Below are 25365 nucleotides of genomic sequence, written 5' to 3'. Positions count from 1 at the left end.
GTCCGGCGCCCGAGCGTCAGCGCCGCAGCTTGGTCGCGATGATCGCAGCCCCGCTGCGGAACAGGCGCGGGACGAAGGCGAACCACGGCGCGCGGCGGACCGGCTGCTCGAGCAGGGCGCGCACGGTGTCCGCCCCCGGCGTGGCGATCGTCCCGGGGGCTTCCGCGCCGCCGGAGAGCGCGCGGTCGAGCTGGGCGGCGAGTTCAGCGGAGGACAGGGCGCGCCGGATGATCCCGAGCTCGGCCATCTCCGCGCTGAACACGAGCTGGTGATCGTCGACCACCTCGCCGTCTCCGGGCACGCGCGGCACGACGATCGGCACGATGCCGAGGGCACGCATGTCCATCACGCCGCCGGCGCCGCCCTGGAGCACGACCGCGTCGGCCTCCCGGCACAGCGTCAGGAGTTCGGTGTAGGGCAGGATCTCGACGTTCTCGGCGCCGTCGACCGGAGCGGACGGGCCGTGCTGCATCACGAGGCGCACGCCGGGGTTCCGGTGCAGCCACTCCTCCACCCACTGCGAGAGCCGGTCGAAGGGCAGGTGGTACGTGCCGGCGGACACGACGACCAGCGGCGCGCTCACAGCACGACCCCCACGTTGCGCGACCCGGGGTAGAACCGGCGCATCCGCTCCCACTGCACGAGGAACTCGTCCGCGAACGGGTAGACGAGTCGCCCGCTGAGGCCGGGTGAGGTGATGCGATCGACAGGCTCCAGGTACACCGTCCGCGCCCCGAAGAACCGCGCCTGGGTGAAGAACGGCAGGGCGATGGCCGCGCCGGTCGAGAACACGATGTCGGGCCGCTCCTCGGCCAGCACGCGTCGGGCGAGACCGAAGTTGCGCAGCAGATTCGGCACGTTCCGCACGGTCGGGTAGTGGATCTCGTACACCTTCTCGTCGGCGAGGCGCGAGCGCGCATCCTCCACCGGGAACGTGGCCCAGCACCGCTCGTGCTCGCCCCACCAGTCCCGCAGCGCCAGCGCCTGGGTGAGATGCCCGCCGGAGGAACAGGCGATGAGGATCTTCATGGCGTCAGATCCCCCGACCGAGCTTCTGGACGACCTTCGTGATCGCCTGCGGTGTCACGAGCTTCCACGAGATGGCGATCGCGAGCGCCGCCTTGACCTGCTTCGGGTTGTGGCGGAGCGCGCGCCAGGCCCACGAGCGGGCCTCCTTGCCCTGCCCGGCCGAGGCCAGGGAGAACGCGACCTGGGCCTCGATACGACCGAGGGCCGCGGGGATGGTCGCGAAGTCGGGGTGCTTGCGCAGGAGGTACTGCAGGGCCTCGGCGTACGCGGCCCACTTCCCGAAGTAGTACGACTGCCCCGTCCACAGCACGCGCACCAGCGGCTCGTTCACCACGGTCACGAGCCCGAGGGAGGAACCGCGCAACAGGATGTCGTAGTCCTCGCCGTAGCTGCGCGGAAGCTCCTCGTCGATCAGTCCGAGCTCGCCCAGGAGCACCTCGCGCCGGAACATCAGGCTCGACGAGTGCAGGCCGGGGTTGCGGTTGCGCAGGAAGTCCTCGTGAGTGAGGTCATCGGATGGCACACGGCGGACGATGCGGTTGGTGCCGTCGTCGACGACCATGGCGGTGCCGACGATGATCGCCTCCGGCTTCTCCTCGAAGCGGCGCAGCTGCGCGGCGAGCTTGCCGGGCAGCCACTCGTCGTCGTCGTCGAGGAAGGCCACCAGCCGCCCCTCCGCGGCCAGGATCCCCGAGTTGCGCGCGCCGGCGAGTCCGCGGGTGCGGGTGTTCGAGATGCCGCGCACCGTCCACCCCTCCGGCACCTCGACCTCCGGCACCTCGATCGGGCAGGCGTCGAACACGATGACGACCTCTCCCGTGGCCGAGGTCTTCTGCGCGAGCACGCTCTCGACGCCGAGCTTCATCAGCTCCGGTCGGTTGTGTGTCGGCAGGACGACAGAAACATCCAACTGCATGGTCACTCCCCTTGTGTGACGCGTCCGACCCACGCCGTCGGCGTGCGTCAGAATCCCCTGAGATGCACCGGGCCCCATCCCGGCGCGAAGTTCGCACTGCCATCAGCGCGGACTTCGGGTTAGTATAGCGGCTGGCGTCTCTACGGGGAGAGGCGCTTCTGAAGGGGAAACCAACTGGGGAAGGGGATTTCGTCGTGCCAGAAAACACTGACACACGACGTGTTCGGGTCGGAGTCGTCGGCGTGGGGAAGATGGGGCTCTCCCATCTGTCCATCGTCCGGGCTCTGCACAACGTGGAGCTGGTGGGCGTCGTCGACGCCACGGACTACCTGCTCGACGTGCTGAACAAGTACACGGGGGCGCCGACGTACTCGACGCTCGACAAGATGCTCGACGACGCGGCACCGGAGGCGGTGATCATCGCCACGCCGAACGCCTCGCACGCTGCACTCGTCCGCAGCGCGCTCGAGCGCGGTGTGCACGTCTTCTGCGAGAAGCCGCTCACGCTGAGCGCGGCCGAATCGCTCGAGCTCGCCGCGCTGGCCGCCGAGCGGGGGCTCATCGCACAGGTGGGCTTCCACAACCGCTTCATCGCGACGTTCCAGGAGGTCAAGCGCCTGCTCGACGCCGGAGCGCTCGGTCGTGTGACGCACGTCCTGGCCGAGGCCTACGGGCCCGTCGTGCTCAAGCCGAAGGGCTCGACCTGGCGCACCAAGCGGTCGACGGGAGGCGGATGCGTCTACGACTACGCGGCACACCCGCTCAACCTCGTCAACTGGTACCTGGGCACGCCGGAGCGCGTCCGCGGATCGGTGCTGAACAGCATCTTCTCCGCCGACATCGACGACGAGGTCTACTCCACGCTCGACTACCCCGACGGCCTGAGCGTTCAGCTCTCGGTCAACTGGTCCGACGAGTCCTTCCGGAAGATGTCGACCTCGGTCACGATCTCCGGCTCGCAGGGCCGCATCATCGCCGACCGCCAGGAGTTGCGCGTCTACCTCCGCGAGGGGGCGACGATCCCGGCGGGCTATCGTGCGGGGTGGAACATCTCCTACACGACCGACCTCACCGAGCAGGTCGCCTTCTACCTCCGGGGCGAGGAGTACAGCGCGCAGCTGGCATCGTTCGTCGACGCCATCGCGGCGGGCGAGACGGAGGCGCGGGAGAACGGCTTCGCCGGAGCGGCCGAGACGGACCGCGTCATCGAGTGGATCCTGCAGGATTCCGCTGCCGCTGCGGAGTCCGCACCGGCACCTGCCGTGGTCGCCGCGGCACCCGCGGCGAAACGCGGACTGTTCGGACGCGGGAGGAAGGCATGAGCGAGATGACGACGACGACCATGGATCGGCTGCTGCTGGGCGACAACCAGTTCTTCGGCATCAACCACATGTCGGAGGAGAAGGCGCGGGCGCAGGCCATCCGCTTCCAGGACACCCAGGCGATCATCGACGTGGTCGACATCGCCCTCGACAACGGCATCCGCACCCTCATGTGCACCACGCACGAGCGCATCGCCGAGGTCTGCGATCACATGCGCGCGAACCCGCAGCGGTACGCCGACTACCGCTTCTACCCGTGCATGCCCTACGCGCACAAGTACGCCAACGCGGTGACCGACAACGGCATGCTCGGCGCGCTGAAGCAGTTCCTCCCGGAGGAGGGTCTGCTCAACGCGGCGGTGCGCGGCGGCAAGTCGTTCATGAAGAAGGACATCGAGGGCATCATCACGCTGCTCGTCGACGCGGAGATGAAGATGTTCCAGGGCCTCAACACCCCGGTGGTCTTCCTCCAGAACGTCGTGGTCGACCTGATGCTGGGACTCGGCTTCGACGAGGCCTTCGCGATCTTCGATCGTCACGTGCGCGAGCGCTACAACGCGGAGCCCGGCTTCATCACGATGAACCTGCCGATGCTGCTCGACACGCTCGACCGCGTCGGAGTGAAGAACCCGATCGTGTGCGCGAACATCAACGAGATCGGCTTCCGGATGTCCGGCGGCATCGAGGCGTACGAGCAGGCTCTGCGTGAGCGCCCGTTCCGCCCCGTGGCCATGTCGGTGTTCGCGTCCGGGGCCATCCCGCCGCGGCGCGCCCTGGAGTGGATCCACGACCACGCGAACGTCGAGTCGATCGTGTTCGGCGCGTCGTCGCGGTCGTCGATCGAGAGCACCACGGGAATTGTCAGGGAGCTTTGGGGGAGCGACGCCGTATAGTAGGCGGACAACACCCGTCCACAGGATGCATCGAGGGGGAATGCTCGGCCCGCATCCGCAACCCGGACGGTGCTGTGCGAGCGACCGGTTTGCACAGCACCGTTTCGCTCCCCCTCGAGATGAAACTGAAGACACACACCCGAACCCCCATCCATCGCATCCTCTTCGCCTTCGTCGCCGCGCTCGCGGTCGTCGGGGCATCCGTCGTCGCCAGCGGGCCCGCCGTGGCCGCTGACACCACGATCACCTCGGTGATCCCCCGCGGCTCCGCGGGGTGGTCCTACTACCGGGCCGCGACACCTCCGCCTGCCGGGTGGCAGACGGCCGCCAACACCTGGAAGACGGGCACGGCACCGCTCGGTGCCGGCACCGGTGTCGGCACCATCGGCACGCTCATCCCCCGCACGTCGGGTCAGCAGCCGATCGCCACGTACGCCACCAAGACCTTCACGCTCACTTCCGATATGCCGGAATGGGCGTGGGTGAACACGTGGGCCGACGACGGCATCGTCATCTGGATCAACGGCGTCGAGATCGGCCGCAAGAACGCCCCCACCGGGCGCATCACCGACAAGAGCTACGCGACCGCCGCTCCGTCGTCCACCGCCGCCCGCAAGAACCCGGTCTCGTTCTCCATCCCGAGCCGACTGTTCCGCACCGGCACCAACACCATCGCCGTGCAGGTGCTCTCCAACTGGCGAGAGACCCACAACATCAGCTTCGACGCCCACCTCGTGCGCGAGGACAAGCCGGCCGTGACACCGCCGCCGAAGCCCACGCCGACTCCGACGCCGACTCCCACGCCGAAGCCCACGACAACACCGAGCCCGACGCCGAAGCCGACCACCCCGCCGGCGCAGCCGCAGAAGCCGACGACGCCTCCCGCATCGGACGGCAGTGTCCCGGGCTGGGGCGCCCCCACCTGGCGTGACGAGTTCACCTACCGCGACTCCTCCGGCAGCCCCGCGGTCGACCCCGCGAAGTGGAACGTCCGCGGCCAGGACGACCTCGGCCTCCTCTTCGACGCGGCCGTCCCCTCCCGCGACCAGGTGTCGGTGGACGGGAGCGGCGTCCTCCACATCCGCGCCGATTGGCGGACCACCCCCGCGATCCGCCCCTCCACGCAGAGCGGCCCCCGCGAGCTCTGGCACAACACCGGATACCTGGACCAGCGCCGCCTCCAGTCGGATGACGTCAGCATGAGCCAGCAGTACGGTCGGTGGGAGATCCGCGCCAAGACGCCGAGCGGCCCGAACACGTTCGGTTCGCTGGCCGCCTTCTGGCTGCGCAACAACCAGTCCGGAGAGATCGACATCATGGAGGCGTGGGGCTACGACGACGCCGCGGTCCGCGACCAGCGGATCGACACCGCCACGACGACGGTCCACACGCACACCTCGACGCCCTCGGCCAACCAGCGCTACATCTGGCATCACGCCGACTACGGCGCCGCGACACCGGTGTGGAAGGACTTCCACACGTACGCGTTCGAGTTCACGCCGACGTACGCGGCCGTGATCGTCGACGGGAAGCAGCTGCTGCGCGCGACCCCCGCGACCCACCCGAACCTGTGGAACCCGAACTACTTCGGCTCACCGCTGCACATGCGGTTGAACCTCCACGTGGGTCCGTCGACGACCTACTGGGGCCTCCCCAACCCGGCCGACAAGGCGGCGACCCAGAACCTCGACTTCCAGGTCGACTACGTGCGGGTCTGGAGCTACGCCGGCTGACGGGACAAGCGAAGAGGGCACCGGGTCGTCATGACCCGGTGCCCTCTTCGTCTTCTGGTGGCGTTTCAGCGCCGCGAGGTCGTGTGCCCGCGTTTCGGAGCTCCGATCGGACGCGAGACCGGCAGCCCCGCGTCTTCCGGCTCCAGCAGCCGGTCGTCCTCATCGAGGGCGACGTCGTCGTGCTCCGGCACCTCTTCGGTGTCGTCGGCATCGTCGGCGTCGACCTCGTCAGCGACACTGCGCTTGTAGCTGGCGCCCGGTCCGTTGCGCACGCGCGACACGATGAGCGCAGCGATGGCGCCGACGAGGATGCCGAGGAAGAGACCCGCGGCGATGAAGACCAGCACCGAGGGCCGGTTCGACTTCTGCGGCGGATCGGCCGGCGTCACGAGCGTGCCCGAGTAGAACGGCGTCGCGGTGATCCGCGCCTGCTGGTCGAGCAGACCCTGCAGCTGGAGCTGCGTGGCAGCCCGCTCGCTGCTGTCGATGGGCTGCGAGTCGACGACGGCCTGCAGCTGCGCGATGGAGTCCCCCAACTCCGCCGTGGTCTGCTCGACGACGGCACGCGCGTTGTCGGTGCGCTGAGCACCGTACGCCTCAGCGAGCGCGTTCGCCCGGTCGGCCGCCTCCTGCGGCGTGTTCGCGGTCACCTGGAAGCTCAGCACCTGCGAGTTCCGCGGCACGTCGATCACGGTGTTGTTGCGCAGCGCCTCGATCGACGTGTCGTCGAGGTCTTCCACGGCGCGCTTGAGCACGGCCGTCGAGGTCGCCACGACCTTCTCGGTCTCCATGTTCACCGTGTTGAAGCTCGATCCGGTCGAGAGCACGCTGATCGGCTCGACCGTGTGCTGCGCTTCCGCCGTGTACTTCTGCGGATAGATCAGGAAGATCCCGAAACCGACCAACGCGAACGCGACGATCGTCCCCACCAGGACCATCCACGACTGCATGACCCCTCGATAGAGGTCTTCCAATGTCCAGTGTGTTGCCACTTGTGCACTCCCCCAATGCGGCGCCCGACACGTCGTCGGGCGCAGAACGGCGTAAGTCTAGTACTCGGTCCTGTTCAGGAGCCGTGAGCGTTACGCGCCTCAGGGGGCGTCGGGAGCGTGCGAGATCACGAGCCGAGCCTTGCCGCCCTGGCTCTCGATGCTCTCGACCTCCATCGCCGACACCGCGACGGCGTCATCATCGAGCAGCGTGCGCAGGGCACGCACCGCTGTCGCGGCGGCATCGCGCGCCCCTCCCGGCGTCGTCGGGACGTAGCGGATCGTGACCGCGTAGTCCGCCGCCTGCACGACCTGCATCTGCCGGATGGCTCCGGGGTCGCCGAGGAACAGCCCGCTCAGGCCTCCCGTGATGCGGCGCCCCGACGGGGTTCGCACCACATCGGCCAGTCGTCCCTGCACGGGGGCGATCCGGGGGAAGACCCGCCCGCACGCGCACGCGCCGTCGAGTCGCCGTGATCGGTCCCCCATCTCGTACCGCACGAGCGGGAACACCTCGTTGCTGAAGTCCGTGACGACGACCGAGCCCTCGGTCCCCGCATCCACCGCACGCCCCGCGTCGTCGACGATCTCCACCAGGCGCTGATCGCCCGCGACGTGGAGTCCCTCGTGCTGCTCGCACTCGGCCGCGATCCAGGGGATCTCCGCCGAGCGGTAGGTGTCGAACACGGGAGCACGGAACACCGACTCGAGCAGGGCGCGCTGCCCCGGCTGCAGCATCGCCGCCGTGACGGAGACGGCCGACGTGGGCAGCGTGCGCCCCGTCCGCGCCAGGTGCGTCGCGACGGCCGTCGCGCCCTCGACATAGGCGACGAGCAGCCGCGGACGCACCCGCTGCCAGTCGCGGACGAACGTCTCGATCGCGTCGTCCGTGATCGCCCGCGCATCGAGGTGCAGGTGGCGACTCGGCCACCACTGCGCGGCGTACACCAGCGCCTCCCTGCCCTGCCGGAGGCGTCGATAGATGAAGGCCATGTCGTCCGCGGGATGCACGCCCCACCAGCGGTAGATCCGCCACCACATCGCCGCGGTCGGGGCGGCCTGGTCGTTGCGCACCCGCAACGGCGACCCGGTGCTGCCACCCGTCTGCGACACCAGCGCGCGCGAGGAGGGCACCGTCGTGGAGAGCACGGCATCCCCCGCATCGCGCAGCGCGGCCTTGGTCACCACCGGCAGCGCGGAGAAGTTGCCCGCTTCCGCGACGTCCTCCCGACCGAACCCCGCCCCCGCGTACAGCTCGCGATAGAACGGCGACGAGTCGAACGCGTGCAGCGCGATGCGGGTCGCCGCGCCCCGCGACAGCTCCTCGAAGGCCGCGCCCCCCAGACGTTCATTGCGGACCATCACCTCGAAGGCGCGTCGGTCGTTCCGCATCAGCAGACGCGTCTTGGCGTCGAAGATCGCTCTTTTCACCACTCCCCCAGCAGCCCGGCCCCCTGCCGGTCAGGTCCATGGTAGAGCGCCGGCCTCAGAGCTCGCCCGGTTTCATCACCTCGACGTCGATCGCGCGGATCACGCGCTGCGCCGCGGTGTCGGTCTCGGGCTCCGCGCTCTCGCCACGACGGCGACGCTGCGGCGCGTACACGACGAGCGAATGGAAGAGGAAGCGCGCGAAGAACGCCACGATCAGCGACAGGGCCGTGGCCAGCACGCTGGAGATGTGCCAGGTCTCGACCATGAGCGCCATGACGGGGATGCGCAGCGCCGCCTCGACGTTGTTGAACGCGAAGGAGCTCGCGAAGCGGATGCCGAGCGCTCGGGCGTCCGTGCGCATGTCGGCGAACACGAAGCGCTCCTGCAAGAGGAAGTTGCCGATGATGGTGACCTCGGCGCCGATGATCGCCGCCCAGACGTACGGCACGCCCGCGGCCGTCAGCGCCCACATGATGCCGAGGTTCGCCACGGCCCCGATGACGCCGATCAGCGCGAAGAGCGACATCTTCCCGAAGCGCAGCCGAGCGAGATGGGCGATGAACGTGGCGCCCTGGCGGATACTCGCCTTCGACGTCCCGTGCCGCCGCTCGGCGAACTCCATCGGCACTTCGGCGATGCGCAGGTCGTTGCGCGCCAGGATCTCCAGCAGGATCTTGAACCCCTGCGGCTTCAAGCCGTCGAGGTCGAGGCGCGACCGGTCCACGAGGAAGAAGCCCGTCATGGGGTCGGTGCTGCGGGCCAGCCGGATGGGGAACATGGCCCTGGTCAGCCACGTGGCCGCGCGGGACACCCCGAAGCGCAGCGCCGTGCCGAGGCCGCTGGTGTCGCCGCCGCCGATGTAGCGCGATGCCGCGACCACGTCCGCCCCGCCCTCGGCGTGCCGGTCGAGGAGCGCGGGCAGCAGCTCGGGCGGGTGCTGGAGGTCGCCATCCATCACGATGCAGAGGTCAGCGGCTGCGGCGTGCAACCCGAGCACGACGGCACCGCCGAGCCCGCCGGTGTTCTCGGCGCGATGGATCACCCGCACCGGGAGCGGCGCGTCGACGGCCACGCGTTCGACCTCTGCGACGGTGTCGTCCGAGCTGTCGTCCACGAACAGGATCTCCGCCTGCCGCCCGGCAAGCGCCGCCGCCGTGCGCGCCACGAGCTCGGCGACGTTGTCGCGCTCGTTGAACGTCGGCACGATGACCGTGACGGCTGGCCCCACTCGAGTCCCCTTCGCTCGGCAGGCACCGCGCCTGCGCGCTCCATCGTTTCACGCCGACCTATGGGCGGGGAAACCCGCGTCTGATAGACTCTGGCAGCGCGGCTGTGGGAGTCGCATTAAGTGGGTGGGGATCCGCTTAACTGGGGATTTAGTGATCTGGGGAGATCATGGGGACGCGTATCGGCTATGCCGTCGGAGCATTCGACCTTTTCCATGTGGGGCATCTGAATCTGCTCCGGCATGCCAAGCAGCACTGCGACATCCTGATCGCGGGCGTCGTGAGCGACGAGATGCTGCGGCAGGTCAAGGGCATCGAGCCGGTCATCCCGACCGCCGAGCGCGCAGAGATCGTCAAGCACATCTCGTTCGTGGACGACGTCTACATCGAGACCACGCCCTCGAAGATGGACTCCTGGAGAGACGTGCAGTTCACGCACTTCTTCAAGGGCGACGACTGGCGAGGCACCGACAAGGGCCTGCGCCTCGAGCGCGAGTTCGCCGAGGTCGGCGTCGAGGTCGTCTACTTCCCGTACACCGCGCACACGTCGAGCTCCGCGCTCCGTCGTGCGCTCGACGCCATCACCGCCAACGCGGCCGGCGCCGCTACGGCGTCCACGCGCTGACGCGACGCGACCCTTCGGGGGCGGACACCGGCGTCCGCCCCCGAAGCGCGCCACTCGTGCCATGAACCGAGGAGTGCGCAGGACTCCGAGCGTGCCGGCGGCATGCTCGGACGCAGCGACCTAGGCGCCGTCCGACCCGGGACCCCCACCGGGAGCGACGCCGAGCCCGCGCTCCGCCGCGGATCACTCCGGAAGGACACGATGCGAACCGACGCGATTCGGTGGGGGAACAGATCTGTGCGCACGCTGGTGGCGCTGGCCGCCGCGGCCACGCTGGTCGGCTCTCTGCTCGCACCCCTGTCGGCGCCCTCCGCGCGCGCCGCCGGGACCGGGAGCGCAGCTCCCGACGGACGCACCGCCGAGACCGCCGCCGCATCGTGCTGGGAGATCAAGCAGAACGACCCCGATTCGGACGACGGCGTCTACTGGCTGGTCACGCCGACGCTCGTCGCTCCGCAGCAGTTCTACTGCGCTCAGGAGGAGTACGGCGGCGGATGGGTGATGATCGGGCGTGGCCGCGAGGGGTGGAGCGAGGACTACGCCGGGCAGGGCGCACCGACGCAGCTCGCCGAGACGCCGGACGGCCCCGGCGCCTTCACCCCGATCCAGCTTCCGGCGAAGACCGTGGACGGCCTCCTCGACGGGGGCCGGGTCGACAAGCTCGCAGACGGCGTGCGGGTGCACCGCGCCTCCTCGATCGACGGGACCTACGGTCAGGAGGTGCGCTTCCGCATCCAGCAGCGCGACCGCTGGACCTGGGCGCTGGGCGGCGCCAACCCCGTGCGCGACTGGGTGTTCGACGGCACGAGCGGCACCGGTGGGAGCACCCGGACCTTCGGGGAGGGTGACGGGTGGCATGTCTCGTCGTTCGTCCGCCGCTCGGCGCACAAGAAGAAGGCGGGGTGGGCGTACGGCCGCACGGTGACCGGAACCGGCGACAGCTCGTCGTACCTGTGGGCTCCGGCGGGCGAGGGCTACGCGATCCCGTTCGCGCAGGTCTTCGTCCGCCCGAAGCTCCGGCTGTCCGATCTCTCGTTCCCGACGGCACCCGTCACCGGCACGCCCGCCGCAGCCGTGCGCGCCCTCCCCCGCAGCACCGCGATGAAGACGCAGTGGGGTGTGGCCCAGTCGGCGGAGGACGAGGACCGGAGTGCCGCCGTGCGCGCCTTCGGGCAGGCGGGCGCGAGCGTGTTCGTCGGCGGCGACTTCCGGTACGTGCAGCGCACCGAGTCGGGGATCGGTCGTGCGGAGCAGCCGTACCTCGCGGCCTTCGATGTGACGACGGGCGAATGGCTCCCGCGATTCCGACCGGACCTGGACGGCGAGGTGACCGCCATGACCACCCTGCCCGACGGTCGCCTGGCGATCGGCGGCCGGTTCACGACCGTCGACGGCGCGCCGCAACCGGGGCTCGCCCTGCTCGACCCGAGCACCGGCCGCCTGGCCGGCCCCCAGGTGACGGTGGAGCAGCGCGAGACCGCGCGCACACCGGCGGTGCTCGGCCTCGACGTGCACGGCGACGAGCTCTACCTCGCAGGGTCGTTCACCCACCTGTCCGCCGCGGACGCCGACGCCGCGACGCCCGCGCACAACGGCGGACGGATCGACCTCGCCACCGGCCTCCCCGACCCGGAGTGGAACCCCGATCTGAACGGCACCGCGCTGGCGGTCGACGCGTCCGACCTCGGCGACCGCGCGTACGTCGCCGGGTACTTCACGGCGACGCGCACCACCCCGACCCGGAGCGCGGCTGCACTGACGACCGCGCCGGGTGCCGCTCCGGTGTCTCCCCTATGGGCACCGGCGTTCAGCGCGACCGGAGTCCCTGCACGCGCCGTGGTGGAGACGGGCGGGCGCGTCTACCTCGGCTCCACGCGCCACTCGATCGCCGCATACGACCACGCCACCTTTCGCGTGCTCACCGGGTCGACGGCCTCGGGCGGCTCCGACATCCGGAGCATCCTCGCCGCCGGAACGGTGGTGATCGGCGGCTGCGCGTGCGGGCGCTACACCTACCAGTACCAGGGTGAGACGCTGAAGCGGAAGACACGCAAGATGCGGGCGAGGGCGCTCCAGGTCGATCGCCTCGACGGCCTGGGCGCCTGGGATGGGGCCACCGGCGTCTTCCTCCCCGACTGGGCGCCGCGGCTCGGCTTCGCGGGTCACCTCGGCGTGCAGCGCAGCTTCGTCGACAGCGCGGGAGCGCTGTGGGTCGGCGGTGACCTCGACCGCTCGGTCCGCGCCGGCGGATCGACGCAGTGGTCGGGTGGCTTCGCCCGGTTCGCCCCGGGGGACAGCACGCCGCCCACCACACCGGGGCCGATCACCTCCACCCCGGTCGCGGGCGGCGAGCAGGCCGTGCTCACCTGGGGCGCGTCGACCGACACCACGGACGTCGTCTACGAGGTGCTGCGCGGGGACCGTGTGGTCGCCACCACCACGGCATCGACCTACACCGTGCCGATCACCGCCGACCCCACCGCGTACCAGGTCAGAGCGCGTGACACCGCGGGCAACCGATCGGCGGGCACCGCGGCCTTCGTCGTGCAGCCCCCCTCCCCGGCCGACCTCACGTTCATCGGCGACCGCGACACCTGGGCGTGGCGCTCCTCGGCGACCGCCCCTCCCTCCGACTGGACGACGCCGGGCTTCGACGACTCCTCCTGGCACACCGGGTCCGGACTGTTCGGCGCCGGGGTGCGGGGTGCAGCCACCACGCTCAGCCGTGGGGGCGGGCGACCGCTGAGCGCGCAGTTCCGCAAGTCGTTCGAGGTGCAGAACGCTGCCACCGTCACGAACGCACGCGTCTCCGTGATCGCCGACGACGGCGCCGTGCTCACACTCAACGGCACCGAACTCGGACGCATCCGCATGCCGGACGGACAGGTCACCGCGGACACGCTCGCGACGCAGGCCGTCTCACCGCCCGAGGCGGCCGGGGGAAGGGTCGTGATCCCGATCCCCGCGGACGCCCTGATCGAGGGCACGAACGTGCTCGCCGTCTCGGTGCACACCGCCGACCGTGCACGGCCCGCCCTCGGATTCGACCTGGCCCTCATCGGCGAGCGCGCTGCCCCACCGCAGCCCGTCGCCGGCCTGTCCGCGACGAGCACCGCCGACACGATCGCCCTCACGTGGCGCGCCCCGGCCGGGGGCACGGCCCCGGCGTCGTACGTGATCCGCCGTGACGGGAAGCAGGTGGGCATCGTCGCCGCGCCGACCGTCGCGTTCTCCGACGGAGACCTCGCCGCCTCGGCGGGACACCGCTACACCGTGGTCGCCGTCGCGGCCGACGGACAGGCCTCGACCGCGGCGACCCTTCAGGCCAGCACCACGGCGGACGCGCCCATCGCGATCGCGAACGGTTCCGCGTGGTCATGGCGGTACACGAACGCCGCCCTCCCCGCCGGATGGAACACGCTCGGCTTCGACGCCTCGGGATGGGCGACGGGCGCGGCGCTGCTCGGCCGGGGTGCGCGCGTCGCGACCGACATCGATCCCGGCCATCAGTCGACCTCGCCGATCAGCGCCCAGTTCCGCCACGAGTTCACCGTCACCCACCCCGCCACCGTGCGAGACGGCACGGTCACGGTGATCGCCGACGACGGCGTGGTCGTGTATCTCAACGGCGTCGAGCTCGGCCGGGCGCGCATGCCGGGCGGCGCGATCGGCCAGAACACGTTCGCCTCGGCGTCGGCGGCTGCTCGGGGCGCCTCGGCACGCCGCGTCTCGTTCGTCGTTCCCGCCCGCCTGCTGGTGAAGGGCACGAACGTGCTCGCCGCCTCGGTGCACGCCAACTACCGCACCACACCGGATCTGAGCTTCGACCTCGCCATGACCATGGCTCGCGGCTGACCTCACGCCGCACCCCGCCCCCCATCAGGAAGGAACAACAATGACCAGAAGCACGCAGAGGGGCTCCGCCCGCGCGGGCGCCCTCGTGGGGATCGCGACGGTCGCGGTCCTGGCGGGCTCGCTCCTGGCGCCACTCGGCGCCTCAGCGACCGAGAACGCGCTCGACGCGAACGCGCCCGTCGGGAACGCGGCGACCGAGAACGCGCCGACCGAGAACGCTCCGGTGGCGGGCGCCAGCGCACCGGACGGGCTCACCCCGGAGACCGCGGCCGCCTCCTGCTGGGAGATCAAGCAGAACAACCCCGGGTCGGCGGACGGGGTGTACTGGTTGGTCACGCCCACGCTCGTGGACCCGCAGCAGTTCTACTGCGACCAGACCACCCTCGGCGGAGGCTGGGTCATGATCGGCCGCGGACGCGAGGGGTGGAAGGAGAACTACAACGGCGTGGGAACGCCCGAGCAGATCACCACGACACCCTCGGGGACGGCCGCTTTCGCGCCGGCACAGCTGCCGGCCAAGACCGTCGACGGGCTCCTCGACGGCGCCCGTCCCGACCAGCTCCCTCCGGACAGCATCCGCGTGCACCGCGCATCGGCCGTCGACGGCAGCCGGTGGCAGGAGGTTCGCTTCAGCCTCGCGCGCCGCGACCGCTGGAACTGGACCATGGCCGGCGGCAACCCGATCAAGGACTGGATCATCGGCGGCTTCACCGGCACCGGCGGCTGGACGGGTGCCGTCGGCTGGGGCGGCCCCTCACAGTCGGGCTTCGGGCACGACACGGGATGGAACGGCTCCTACTTCGCCCAGCGGCAGTCGCACCGGTACCTGATGGGCTGGTCGTACGGCGCCGAGATCACCGGACAGGACACCCCGACGTCGTACCTGTGGGCCCCGGCGGGCGCCGGCTTCGCGATCCCCTTCGCGCAGATGTTCGTACGGCCGCAGCTGAAGCTCGCCGATCTCGACTTCGGTACCGTGCCCGCCACGGGCACGGCCGCCTCGACGCTGCGCTCGATCCCCGACAGCAACGCCCAACGCACCGTGTGGGGTGTCTCCGGCCTCGCCAACGGCAAGGACGGGGAGCTCAACGTCGAAGTCGCGGAGTTCGGTCAGGTCGGGAACACCGTGTTCGCCGGAGGGAACTTCCGGTATGTGCAGCAGTCACGAGACGGCGCCGGACGGGTCGAGCAGCCGTACCTCGCGGGCTTCGACGTGAACAGCGGACAGTGGGTGTCGACGTTCCGGCCGCAGCTCAACGGACAGGTCAAGGCGATCGCCGCACTGCCGGACGGACGCGTGGCCATCGGCGGCCAGTTCACCCAGGTCGACGGCACCCCTCAGGTCGGCCTCGCGTTCCTCGACCCGGCGACCGGCCGGCTCTCCGGGCCGCAGGTGGCCGTCCAGAGCCGCGCCGTCGGTGCCGTGCCCTCGGTACACGACCTGGACGTGAAGAACGGCTACCTCTACGTCGCCGGGGCCATGACGCATCTCACGGCCGTGGGCTCGGGAAAGAGCGCGAGCGCCTGGAACGGTGGTCGCATCCTCCTGTCCACCAGCACCCCGGACACGAACTGGAACGCGAACCTGAACGGCACGGCCATCGCGGTGGACGCCTCGGATCGCGGTGACCGGACGTACTTCTCCGGTTACTTCACGCGGAAGCAGACGACGTCGACGCCGAGCGCCGTCGCGCTGCAGACCGTGGCCGGCGCTCCGCTGGTATCGCCGCTGTGGGTGCCGACGTTCAGCGAGGCGACCATCGACGCGAACGGCAACTATCAGGGCTACATCTGGCAGAACGGGGTGACCGAGGTCGGCGACCGCGTGTATCTCGGCGGTTCGCAGCACTCGCTGTTCTCCTACGACCGCTCCACCTTCCAGCTGGTCGGCGGCTCGATCGCGCACGAGGGCGGCGACATGCAGACCGTCGACGACAACGGGTCGGTGGTCATCGCGGGCTGCCACTGCGGCGACGAGGTCTACCAGGACAAGTACCTCAAGCGGGAGATCACGGAACCCTGGACAGAGGTCGACAAGATCAACCTCGCCGGAGCCTGGGACGCGGCGACCGGACACTACATCCCCGACTGGTCTCCCGTGGTCCGTTCGCGTGCGGGGCAGGGCGTGTGGGGCTCGTTCTTCGACAGCACCGGAACGCTGTGGGTCGGCGGCGACCTGACCGACTCGATGCGGGCGGGTGGCGTGAACCAGTGGTCGGGCGGCTTCATCCGCTTCGCCCCCCGCGACAGCACCGCGCCGACGACACCAGGTCCGATCTCCGCGACGCCCACGGCGAGCGGGGATCAGCAGGTGCTCACGTGGGGCGGCTCCACGGACGCCGGTGGCGGGCTCGTGTACGAGGTGCTGCGCGGCAACCGCGTCGTGGCGACCACCACGGCCGCGACCTATACGGCACCCGTCACCGCCGAGCCGACGAACTGGTTCGTGCGGGCGCGCGACGCGGTGGGCAACCGGTCGGCCAGCACGGCCGCGTTCACGGTCCAACCCGCTCCAGCGTCGGCGCTGACCCTGATCGGCAACGGCGACACGTGGTCGTGGCGGTCATCCACGGACCCGCTCCCGTCGACCTGGTCGGAGGCCGACTTCGACGACGCGGACTGGACGGTCGGCCGGGCACTGTTCGGCCGCGGCATCAGCGGCGCCACCACCGACCTCGATCCGTCCGACGCCGCGACGAAGCCGGTGAGCGCGCAGTTCCGGAAGAGCTTCGCGGTGCAGGACGCCGCCTCGGTGGTCGACGGCACCGTCTCCGTCATCGCGAACGACGGCGTGATCCTCTACCTGAACGGGAAGGAGCTGGGGCGCGTGCGGATGCCGGACGGCACCCCGACGCAGAACACGACGGCGACCGCGGTGGTCTCGCAGAAGACCGCGTCGGGAGCGAGGTCCGTGTTCTCGGTACCGGCGGGCACCCTCGTCGACGGCACCAACGTGCTCGCGGCATCGGTCCACGCCAACTACCGGGCGACACCGGACCTCGGCTTCGACCTCGCCTTCACGGCACGGCGCTCCACCGCGCCGGGCCCCGTGACCGACCTCACGGCCACCGCCACCGCGGATTCGGCGACACTGTCGTGGACGGCGCCGGCGAGCGCGAACACGGCCGCGTCGTATGTGATCACGCGGGCTGGGAACCAGGTCGGAACCGTCGCCGCGCCGGAGACGGCGTTCACGGAGACGGACCTCGCGGCCTCGACGGCGTACGAGTACGGTGTGACGGCGCTCGGCGCGGACGGCGAAGCCTCACCGGTCACCGCCGTCACCGCCACGACGACCGCGACGGCCCCCGACCCTGTTCCGGATCCCGACGCGGGCGGCGACCAGAAGGCCGATCCCGGTCAGGACGCCGCTCCCGACGCCGATCCGGCGGCCGACGCGGTGACCGTCGCCGAGGGCTCCACCTGGTCGTGGCGCTCCTCGACCGAGGCGCTCCCGGCCGACTGGAACGCCGTCGGGTTCGACGACTCGGACTGGAGCACGGGTGAGGCGCTGTTCGGCCGGGGCGTGACCTCCGCGACCACCGACCTCGGCGCGGGCGGTGACACCGCACCGCTGAGCGCCCAGTTCCGGCACACCTTCACCGTGGACGACCCGGCGGCGGTGCACGACGGTTCGGTCACGGTGGTCGCGGACGACGGGGTCGTGCTCTACCTGAACGGGGTCGAGCTCGGGCGGAGCAATCTTCCCGACGGCGCGATCACCGCGGAGACGTACGCCACGGCGGCGCCCCGGGCGACGACCGCGGCGGCCCACCGCGTCACCTTCACCGTTCCGGCGAAGCTCCTCGCGAAGGGAGAGAACGTGCTCGCGGCATCGGTGCACGCCAACTTCCATCTCTCCCCGGACCTGAGCTTCGATCTCGGGCTGACCATGCCGCGCGGCTGAGGTCAGGACCAGAGGGCGTCCTTCCCGATCCGATCGGGGAGGGCGCCCTCGTCTGCTCAGTTCGCGACGCCGAGCAGGCTGCGTGCCATCCTGGCCACGTGCGGCGGGGTGTGCGGACCGAGCCAGACCGTCCAGTGCTCGGGCGGCTCGGTGCAGGTCCACTCGACGCACCACGCATGCACGGCACGGGCCAACCGCTCGCCGCGCGCGTGAGCCCTGATCCCCTCGTCGCGGACGAGCCAGCGCACGGAGACACCGGCGGGGGCATCGATGTGCCGGCGCGGAAGATGGGCGGCGGCCTCCAGCAGGATGACGCCCTGCGCGTCCCCCGGCAGCCGCGCCGCGATCCCGGCGATGACGCCTGCGTCCGCCGCATCGCCGGCCACGAGCACCACCCCCACGAGGTCGTCCCAGTCGGGGTCGTCCCGGTGCTCGCACGCGCTGCTCATGAGACCACCATAGGTAAGGATACCCTTACCTATCAAGACCCCACCGGGCTAGCGCGCACAGCCATCGCCGTCAACAGTGTTGTCGGCCGTCGTGGACCCCGCGAGGCTGAGCGCCGTGAGTAGGAGTTCCTCGGATCGACCCGCCCGCGCCGGGCGCACCGCCGCGGCCGTCGCCGGGCTGCTGATCGCGGCACTGCTGGCGGGCTGCGGGGTCACGGTGCCCAGCGACCCCGACGGCACGTTGAACGCCGTGACGGGCGGCGAGCTGCGCGTCGGGACCTCCCCCGACGGAGACCTCGTCGAGTTGTCCGGCGACGAACCACGAGGACCCGTCGTCGACCTCGTCGACGGCTTCGCGGCGCACCTCGACGCAGAGACGACCTGGACCGTCGCGTCGGAGGAGACCCTCGTGCGCATGCTCGAGCAGGGCGACCTCGACCTCATCGCCGGCGCCATCACCCCGGACACCCCGTGGATCGACAAAGCCGGAGTCACGCGCGGCTACCCCGGCATCGACGGCGCCGGCGACCGCGAGCTCGTGATGCTCGTGCCGCTCGGGGAGAACGCCTTCCTCTCGGCGCTCGAGTCGTACCTCGACCGGAAGGTGGGGTCGCCATGACGACGACCGGGCAGTTCGGACGGACGACCCTCCCGGACGAGCAGCAGCGCGCGATCCGGAAGGCGGTGCGGTGAAAGGTCTTCACGATCGTCTACACCTCGGTGACGATCGCCGTGATCGCCCTCGTGGTGGGCGAGTCGCAGGCCATGCGCACCGCGTGGATCGAGGACATGCTCTCCCTCATCCCGCAGGTGGCGTTCCTCACCGCGCTGCTCTTCGTGCGCCGCCGCCCCACGCGGAAGCACCCGTACGGGCTGCACAGGGCGATGGGCGTCGGTCACCTCGTCGCGGGTGTCGCCCTCCTCGCCGTGGGCCTCAACCTGGCCATCGAGGCGGTCACGGGCCTCATCTCCGGCGAGCACCCCACCATCGGCACGGTGCAGCTGTTCGGGCAGACCATCTGGCTGGGCTGGCTCATGGTCGCGGTCATGGTCGTCGTGATCGTCGGACCCGTGTTCTTCTACGGACCGGCGAAGTCGAAGCTGGCACCCGTGCTGCACAACAAGCTGCTCTACGCCGACGCCGACATGGCGAAGGCCGACTGGCAGACGACGGTCGCCTCGATCGTCGGCGTGCTGGGGGTGGGCATCGGCATCTGGTGGCTGGACGGCGCTGCCGCCCTGTTCATCTCGCTCGGCATCATCTGGGACGGCTTCCGCAACACCAGGACCGCGATCGTGGATCTGATGGACCAGCGCGCCCGCACGTACGACAGCAAGAACCCGCACCCGCTCGCGGGCGACATCGTGTCGTATCTGCGCAGTCGTCCGTGGGTCGCCGAAGCCGCCGTGCGCATGCGCGATCAGGGTCAGGTGTTCCACATCGAGGCCTTCGTCGTGCCGCGCCGGGGCAAGGTCACCACGCACGACCTGTCCGCCGCGGCCGCCGGCATCACCGATCTCGACTGGAAGGTGCAGGACGTCGTGATCGCCCCGGTGGAGAAGCTGCCGAACGAGGCGGACCCCGGGCGATGACGGACGGCGAGCTGTTCCCGGGGTTCACCGAGGAGGTCGTGCGCACCGGCGCCTCCGACGTCTTCGTGCGGCACGGCGGCTCCGGGCCGCCCGTCGTCCTGCTGCACGGTCACCCGCGGACCTCCGCCACCTGGCATCGCGTGGCCCCGCTCCTGGTCGAGCAGGGGTTCACCGTGATCTGCCCCGACCTGCGCGGTTACGGTCGCTCGCGCGGACCCGCGCCCACGCCCGACCACTCCGCCCACTCGAAGCGGGCGGTGGCGGAGGACGTCCGCGGCGTCGTACGCCACCTCGGCCACGAGCGCTTCAACCTCGCGGGGCACGACCGGGGGAGCTATGTCGCGCTGCGTCTCGCCCTCGACTCCCCGGAGGCGGTCGAACGCGTCGCGCTGCTGGACTGCCTCCCGCTCACGGAGCACCTCCGGCGCGCCGACGCCCGCTTCGCGACGCGGTGGTGGCACTGGTTCTTCTTCGCGCAGCCCGACATCCCCGAGCGCGTGATCGGGGCCGACCCGGAGGCGTGGTACGCGGCCAAGGCGGATCCGGAGACCATGGGCGCCGCGAATCATGCGGAGCTCGTCCGCGCCGTGCACGACCCGTCCGTCGTGCGCGCGATGCTCGAGGACTACCGAGCGGGCCTCACGATCGACCGCGCGCACGAGGAGGCGGACGCCGCCGCGGGGCGCCGCCTGCGGATGCCCGCGCTCGTGCTGTGGTCGACGCGCGACGACCTGGAGGACCTCTACGGCGACCCGGTCCGCATCTGGCGGGCCTGGGCCGACGACGTGCGCGGGCACGGCATCGAGAGCGGCCATCACATGGCGGAGGAGGCCCCGGCGCCCCTCGCCGCGGCGCTGGCCGCCTTCTTCGGCGCCACCCCCGCGGCGCGGACGTAGGCTGGAGGCATGACCTCACCCGTCTCCGACACCATCACCATGTTCGGCGCCGACTGGTGCCGCGACTGCATCCGCACCAAGAAGCAGCTCGACGAGCTGGGCGTCGCGTACACGTACGTCGACCTGGTCGCCGACCCCGCCGCCGCGGACATCGCGAAGGACATCTCCGGTCGCACCAACATCCCCGTCGTGGTGTACCCCGACTCGACCCACCACGTCGAGCCGTCGAACGCCGACGTGGAGTCGAAGCTGCGCGAGCTCTCGCTCATCTGACCGGCCCCATCGCGCCGCTACACTGGCGCGATGAGCACCGAGGCTCGACCCGACCGCGCCCCCGCCCGGCTGTCCCCCCGCACGATCGCGCTGTACGCCGTGGGCTCCGTCGGCACCGGCGGCTACGCGACGCTTCCCGGCCTGGTGCTGACCTACTTCCTCACCGACAACCTCGGCGTCGCCGCCCTCGCGGCCGGCCTGATCGTCACGCTCGCGAAGGTGTGGGACGTGCTGATCGATCCGCTGATCGGTGCCGCGTCCGACCGGCAACTCGCCCGCACCGGCTCTCGCCGCGGGTTCATGGTGGTCGGCGCCGTCACGCTCCCGGTGTTCTTCGCCCTCACCTTCGCGGTGCCGCCCGCCTGGGGTCCCGTGGCCGGGGCGCTCTGCGTGCTCCTGGCCTTCCTCGCGACGGCGACCGCGTTCAGTCTGTTCCAGGTGCCCTACGTCGCGCTGCCCGCCGAGCTGACGTCCGGCTACGACGAGCGCACGCGACTGCTGGGCTGGCGCGTGGTGGTGCTGACGGCCGCGATCCTGCTGTTCGGTGCCGGTGGTCCCGCACTCCGGACGGCCGCGCCCGACCCGGTCGCCGGGTATCTGCTGATGGGCGTCGCGGCGGGACTCGCGATCGGCGTCGGCATGCTCATCGCCTCGCGCACCGCCGCCGCGACCGGCGACGACCCCGCACGGCCGCGGGAGCCCGCGGCATCGTCGGCGTGGCGGGAGCAGTACCTGTCCGGGTTCCGGGCGCTGCGCCGCAGTCAGCCGTTCCGCGCCCTGCTCGCCACGTTCCTGCTGCAGGCGCTCGCGACCGGCACGATGCTGGCCGGGGCCCAGTACGTGGCGACGTGGGTCCTGCGCTCGGAGGACGCGGTCACTCTCGTGTTCGTCGCCCTGGTCGGCCCGGCACTGCTGGCGACGCCCGCGTGGACGGTGGTCGCGCGGCGCCTCGGCAAGGAGCGGGCTTTCGCGATCGCCAGCTGCCTGTTCCTGCTGGCCGCGCTCTCCCTCGTCGCCGCGGTGTGGTCGCCCGGCGGGTGGATGTACGCCGCGGTCGCCGTGGCAGGCATCGCGTACGCGGGCCTGCAGTCGCTGCCGATGGCGATGCTGCCCGACGTGATCTCGCACGACGAGCGGTCGAGCCGCCCCGGACAGGCCGGCACGTTCACCGGCATCTGGACCGCGGGCGAGACGGTGGGCTTCGCGCTCGGAGCCACCGCCGTCTCGCTCACTCTGGCCGTGACGGGCTACGTCTCGACCGTCGCCGGGGAGGCGGTCGTGCAGCCGCCCGCCGCGATCACCGGCATCGTGCTGAGCTTCAGCGTGCTGCCCGCCGCACTCATGGCCGCGAGCCTGGCGGCCCTCCGGCGCTACCGGCTGCGCCGGGAGGACATCGAGGCGCTGCAGACCACCGACGCCTAAGCTGGGACCGTCCGAAGGAGACGCCGATGACCCCTGCGCGCACGACAACGCCCGACTCCGACGCCACCGCCGCGACGGCCCCCGCCTCTCCCCCGCTGGGCGAGGGCGAGCAGGAGCGGTTCGACACCGCGATCGAGGAGCTGCACACCGGGACGCAGCTGTGGGCCGCGCTCACGATCGCCCAGCGCGCGACGCTGCTGCGACAGGTGCGCACGAGCGTCGCCGCGACCGCGGAGGACTGGGCGCGCACCGCCGCCGCCTCCAAGGGCCTCGACGCCCGGCACCCGCTGCGCGGCGAGGAGTGGCTCAGCGGTCCGTACAGCGTGCTCGGCGCGCTCGACGCCTCCATCGCCACGCTGACCCGCCTGGCCGATGGACGCAACCCGCTCGACGGCGTGAAGGTCGACCGCGCGCCGGGCGGCCGCGCTCGCGTGCACGCGTTCCCGCTCACGGGGATCGACCGCTTCCTGCTGTCGGGCTTCACCGGCGAGGTGTGGCTGCGGCCGGGCACAACGCCGAACGCCGCGCGGGCCAGGGCGGGACTGGCGCAGCGCACGCCGGCGCGGTCCGGCGGCGTGGGGCTCGTGCTCGGCGCCGGCAACGTGACCTCGATCCCCGTGCTCGACGTGCTGTACGAGCTGCTGGCGCACAACCGCACGGCCCTGCTCAAGGTCAATCCCACGCAGGACCCGCTGGTGCCGGTGTACAAGCGCGCGCTCGCCCCGCTGATCGAGCCCGGCTTCCTGCGGATCATGCGCGGCGGCCCGGCGGCGGGCGCCTACCTCACGCAGCACCCCGGGATCACGCACGTGCACATCACCGGATCGGCCGCGACCTTCGACACGATCGTGTGGGGCCCCTCCTCGGGCGAGGGCGCCGCGGCGACGAAGCGGCGGCGGCGCGAGAACCGCCCGCTGCTGAAGAAGCCCATCACGGCCGAGCTCGGCGGCGTCTCCCCCATCATCGTGGTGCCCGGCCCGTGGACCGACGCCGACATCGCGTATCAGGCCGAGCACATCGCCACCATGCGGCTGCAGAACAGCGGGCACAACTGCATCGCCGGTCAGGTCGTGATCCTGTCCGCGGACTGGGATCGCGCCGACGCGTTCCGTGCCGCCCTGCGCCGCGCGTACGCCAACGCACCGGAACGCCCGACCTGGTACCCGGGTTCGGCGTCGCGGATGCAGACCGCCACCGACGCCTACCCCGACGCGCTCGTGCTCGGCGACCGCCTGCTCGTCGAGGTCGACGGCGACGACGACGCCACGGCGCTGGAGAACACCGAGTACTTCGCCCCCGTGCTGGGCGTGGTGAGCCTGCCGGGCACGGGACAGGCGTTCCTGGACGCGGCGGTCGCGCACGCCAACGAGAAGCTGCAGGGCACGCTCGGCGCCAATCTGCTGATCGACCCGGCGACCGAGAAGGCGCTCGGCAGCGGGTTCGACCGGGCGCTCACCGCGCTGCACTACGGCTCGATCGCGATCAACGGCTGGACGGCATTCGGCTTCATCACGCCGACCCTCACGTGGGGCGCGTTCCCCGGCAGCACGATCGGCGACGTGGGCAGCGGCATCGGCGTGGTGCACAACGCGCTGCTGCTCGACGATGTCGAGCGCTCGGTGCTGCGCGGCCCGTTCCGCCCGTTCCCCCGCTCCCTGCCGGTCCTGAACGGTGGCGGACGAGCGACCATCCTCCCGAAGCCGCCGTGGTTCGTGTCGGCCCGCACGGGCGCCGAGGTGAGCGAGGGTCTCACCCGGCATCGCGCGAACGGCGGTGTCGGCGGGCTGCTGGCGACGCTGACGAAGGCCCTGCGCGCCTGACGCCGCGGGGTCAGGCCTCCGCGCGGAACCGGTCGGTCGCGGCGCGGAGCGCGGCGCTGATGCCGGGCTCCGTGGCCGCGTGACCCGCATCGTCGACCACCACGAACTCGGCCTCCGGCCACGCGCGGTGCAGATCCCACGCGGTCATCATGGGCGTCGCGACGTCGTGCCGACCCTGCACGATCACGGCCGGGATGTGCCGGATCGCGTCGACGCCCGCGATCAGCTGTCCCTCGTCCCACCAGCCGCCGTGCACGAAGAAGTGGTTCTCGATGCGCGCGAACGCGGTCGCCCGGCGCGGATCCGACATCGCCGCGATCTGCTCGGGGTCGGGGCGCAGCGTCACGGTCGCGGCCTCCCAGGTCGACCACGCGATCGCGGCGGGCACGTGCACCGCGGGGTCGGGGTCGAACAGACGCCGGTGGTACGCCTCGATGAGCCGCGAGCGCTCCAGCACCGGGATCGGGGCGATGAACCGCTCCCACAGGTCGGGGAAGAGCGCCGCAGCCCCGCCCTCGTAGAACCACTCGAGCTCGGCGCGGCGCAGGGTGAAGATGCCGCGCAGGACGAGCTCGGTCACCACCTCCGGATGCGCCTGGGCGTAGGCGAGGGCGAGGGCACTGCCCCACGAGCCCCCGAACACCTGCCACCGCGGGACGCCGAGGTTCTTGCGCAGCAGCTCGAGGTCGGCGATCAGGTGGGCCGTCGTGACGTGCCGCAGATCGGCGTCGGGCTCGCTGGCCGACGGGGTGCTGCGTCCGCACCCGCGCTGGTCGAGCAGCACGATGCGGTAGGCGTCGGGGTCGAAGAACCGGCGCTGCCACGGCGACGTGCCACTGCCGGGGCCGCCGTGCAGGAAGACCACCGGCTTGCCGTCGGGGTTGCCGCTGACCTCCCAGTACACGCGGTGGCCGTCGCCGACGAGCAGCTCGCCCGTGTCGTACGGCTCGATCGCGGGATAGAGTCCCTCGGTGTTCGTCATCATC

Annotated in this window: 20 protein-coding genes; 12 read left to right on the top strand and 8 right to left on the bottom strand. The window is 71.2% G+C overall.

The window, feature by feature from the left end; all coding sequences use genetic code 11:
- Positions 1 to 16: 16 nt before the first annotated feature.
- The 3 genes from ACFWCH_RS08270 to ACFWCH_RS08260 are packed head-to-tail and all read right to left on the bottom strand — an operon-like array spanning position 17 to position 1945.
- Entirely contained in the window at positions 17 to 583 is a 567-nt protein-coding gene (locus ACFWCH_RS08270; RefSeq protein ID WP_247638306.1) for a glycosyltransferase, read from the bottom strand.
- Positions 580 to 1029, bottom strand: a complete 450-nt coding sequence (locus tag ACFWCH_RS08265) for a UDP-N-acetylglucosamine--LPS N-acetylglucosamine transferase (protein ID WP_136029358.1) — start codon at positions 1027 to 1029, stop codon at positions 580 to 582. Before ACFWCH_RS08265 ends, ACFWCH_RS08270 begins: the two co-directional genes overlap by 4 nt.
- 4 nt (positions 1030 to 1033) lie before the next feature.
- Positions 1034 to 1945 carry a glycosyltransferase family 2 protein gene (locus ACFWCH_RS08260; protein ID WP_378803332.1) on the bottom strand — a complete coding sequence of 304 codons (912 nt, stop codon included), beginning with the start codon at positions 1943 to 1945 and terminating at the stop codon, positions 1034 to 1036.
- A gap of 194 nt (positions 1946 to 2139) precedes the next feature.
- Here ACFWCH_RS08260 and ACFWCH_RS08255 point away from each other — a divergent pair, with 194 nt between their 5' ends.
- The 3 genes from ACFWCH_RS08255 (at position 2140) to ACFWCH_RS08245 (ending at position 5893) form a co-directional block, all read left to right on the top strand.
- The gene (locus tag ACFWCH_RS08255) at positions 2140 to 3267 is read left to right on the top strand and encodes a Gfo/Idh/MocA family protein (RefSeq protein WP_205814420.1); all 1128 of its coding nucleotides are present in this window, start codon (positions 2140 to 2142) and stop codon (positions 3265 to 3267) included.
- Positions 3264 to 4160, top strand: a complete 897-nt coding sequence (locus tag ACFWCH_RS08250) for a hypothetical protein (protein WP_206251847.1) — start codon at positions 3264 to 3266, stop codon at positions 4158 to 4160. Before ACFWCH_RS08255 ends, ACFWCH_RS08250 begins: the two co-directional genes overlap by 4 nt.
- Before the next feature lie 119 nt (positions 4161 to 4279).
- Positions 4280 to 5893, top strand: a complete 1614-nt coding sequence (locus ACFWCH_RS08245) for a family 16 glycosylhydrolase (protein ID WP_136037109.1) — start codon at positions 4280 to 4282, stop codon at positions 5891 to 5893.
- A 65-nt stretch (positions 5894 to 5958) separates the two neighbouring features.
- On the opposite strand, the gene ACFWCH_RS08240 is transcribed toward ACFWCH_RS08245, so the two are convergent.
- The 3 genes from ACFWCH_RS08240 to ACFWCH_RS08230 all read right to left on the bottom strand — a co-directional run bounded on the left by ACFWCH_RS08240 (position 5959) and on the right by ACFWCH_RS08230 (position 9541).
- Positions 5959 to 6885, bottom strand: coding sequence for a YveK family protein (locus ACFWCH_RS08240; protein WP_136044637.1), 927 nt, complete (start codon positions 6883 to 6885; stop codon positions 5959 to 5961).
- Positions 6886 to 6984: 99 nt separating this feature from the next.
- Entirely contained in the window at positions 6985 to 8313 is a 1329-nt protein-coding gene (locus ACFWCH_RS08235) for a phenylacetate--CoA ligase family protein (protein ID WP_168443160.1), read from the bottom strand.
- 55 nt (positions 8314 to 8368) lie between these two features.
- The gene (locus ACFWCH_RS08230) at positions 8369 to 9541 is read right to left on the bottom strand and encodes a glycosyltransferase (RefSeq protein WP_136037106.1); all 1173 of its coding nucleotides are present in this window, start codon (positions 9539 to 9541) and stop codon (positions 8369 to 8371) included.
- A 167-nt stretch (positions 9542 to 9708) separates the two neighbouring features.
- Between ACFWCH_RS08230 and ACFWCH_RS08225 the strand changes: the two genes are divergently transcribed.
- From ACFWCH_RS08225 to ACFWCH_RS08215, 3 genes are all read left to right on the top strand, one after another.
- Entirely contained in the window at positions 9709 to 10164 is a 456-nt protein-coding gene (locus ACFWCH_RS08225; RefSeq protein ID WP_136029343.1) for an adenylyltransferase/cytidyltransferase family protein, read from the top strand.
- Between the two features lie 237 nt (positions 10165 to 10401).
- Positions 10402 to 14019, top strand: coding sequence for a fibrinogen-like YCDxxxxGGGW domain-containing protein (locus ACFWCH_RS08220; RefSeq protein WP_378803331.1), 3618 nt, complete (start codon positions 10402 to 10404; stop codon positions 14017 to 14019).
- A 40-nt stretch (positions 14020 to 14059) separates the two neighbouring features.
- Complete coding sequence (locus ACFWCH_RS08215) at positions 14060 to 17926, top strand: fibrinogen-like YCDxxxxGGGW domain-containing protein (protein WP_378803330.1); 3867 nt, start codon at positions 14060 to 14062, stop codon at positions 17924 to 17926.
- Between the two features lie 56 nt (positions 17927 to 17982).
- Here the strand turns inward: ACFWCH_RS08215 and ACFWCH_RS08210 are convergent, their stop codons facing one another.
- Positions 17983 to 18375, bottom strand: coding sequence for an SIP domain-containing protein (locus tag ACFWCH_RS08210; protein WP_136044633.1), 393 nt, complete (start codon positions 18373 to 18375; stop codon positions 17983 to 17985).
- A gap of 115 nt (positions 18376 to 18490) precedes the next feature.
- On the opposite strand from ACFWCH_RS08210, the gene ACFWCH_RS08205 reads away from it, so the two are divergent.
- The 6 genes from ACFWCH_RS08205 (at position 18491) to ACFWCH_RS08180 (ending at position 24379) form a co-directional block, all read left to right on the top strand.
- Positions 18491 to 18994, top strand: a complete 504-nt coding sequence (locus ACFWCH_RS08205; RefSeq protein ID WP_378803329.1) for a hypothetical protein — start codon at positions 18491 to 18493, stop codon at positions 18992 to 18994.
- Positions 18995 to 19095: 101 nt separating this feature from the next.
- The gene (locus tag ACFWCH_RS08200) at positions 19096 to 19968 is read left to right on the top strand and encodes a cation transporter (protein WP_378803328.1); all 873 of its coding nucleotides are present in this window, start codon (positions 19096 to 19098) and stop codon (positions 19966 to 19968) included.
- On the top strand, positions 19965 to 20864 hold the full coding sequence (locus ACFWCH_RS08195) for an alpha/beta fold hydrolase (protein ID WP_378803327.1): 900 nt from the start codon (positions 19965 to 19967) through the stop codon (positions 20862 to 20864). The genes ACFWCH_RS08200 and ACFWCH_RS08195 overlap by 4 nt, the downstream gene beginning before the upstream one ends.
- A 9-nt stretch (positions 20865 to 20873) precedes the next feature.
- On the top strand, positions 20874 to 21137 hold the full coding sequence (locus ACFWCH_RS08190; protein ID WP_136029330.1) for a glutaredoxin domain-containing protein: 264 nt from the start codon (positions 20874 to 20876) through the stop codon (positions 21135 to 21137).
- A 30-nt stretch (positions 21138 to 21167) separates the two neighbouring features.
- Positions 21168 to 22559 carry an MFS transporter gene (locus tag ACFWCH_RS08185; protein ID WP_378803326.1) on the top strand — a complete coding sequence of 464 codons (1392 nt, stop codon included), beginning with the start codon at positions 21168 to 21170 and terminating at the stop codon, positions 22557 to 22559.
- A 26-nt stretch (positions 22560 to 22585) separates the two neighbouring features.
- A complete protein-coding gene (locus tag ACFWCH_RS08180) occupies positions 22586 to 24379 on the top strand; it encodes an aldehyde dehydrogenase family protein (RefSeq protein WP_378803325.1) in 1794 nt (597 codons plus the stop codon).
- A gap of 10 nt (positions 24380 to 24389) precedes the next feature.
- Here the strand turns inward: ACFWCH_RS08180 and pip are convergent, their stop codons facing one another.
- Positions 24390 to 25364: a prolyl aminopeptidase gene (gene pip, locus ACFWCH_RS08175; RefSeq protein ID WP_378803324.1), complete on the bottom strand. Its 975-nt coding sequence runs from the start codon at positions 25362 to 25364 to the stop codon at positions 24390 to 24392.
- Position 25365: the final 1 nt, after the last annotated feature.

Source organism: Microbacterium sp. NPDC060132 (assembly GCF_042729675.1).
Classification (GTDB): domain Bacteria; phylum Actinomycetota; class Actinomycetes; order Actinomycetales; family Microbacteriaceae; genus Microbacterium; species Microbacterium sufflavum.
The sequence above is the reverse complement of the archived record's forward strand: the minus strand, read 5'-3'. Positions and strand labels throughout refer to the sequence as shown.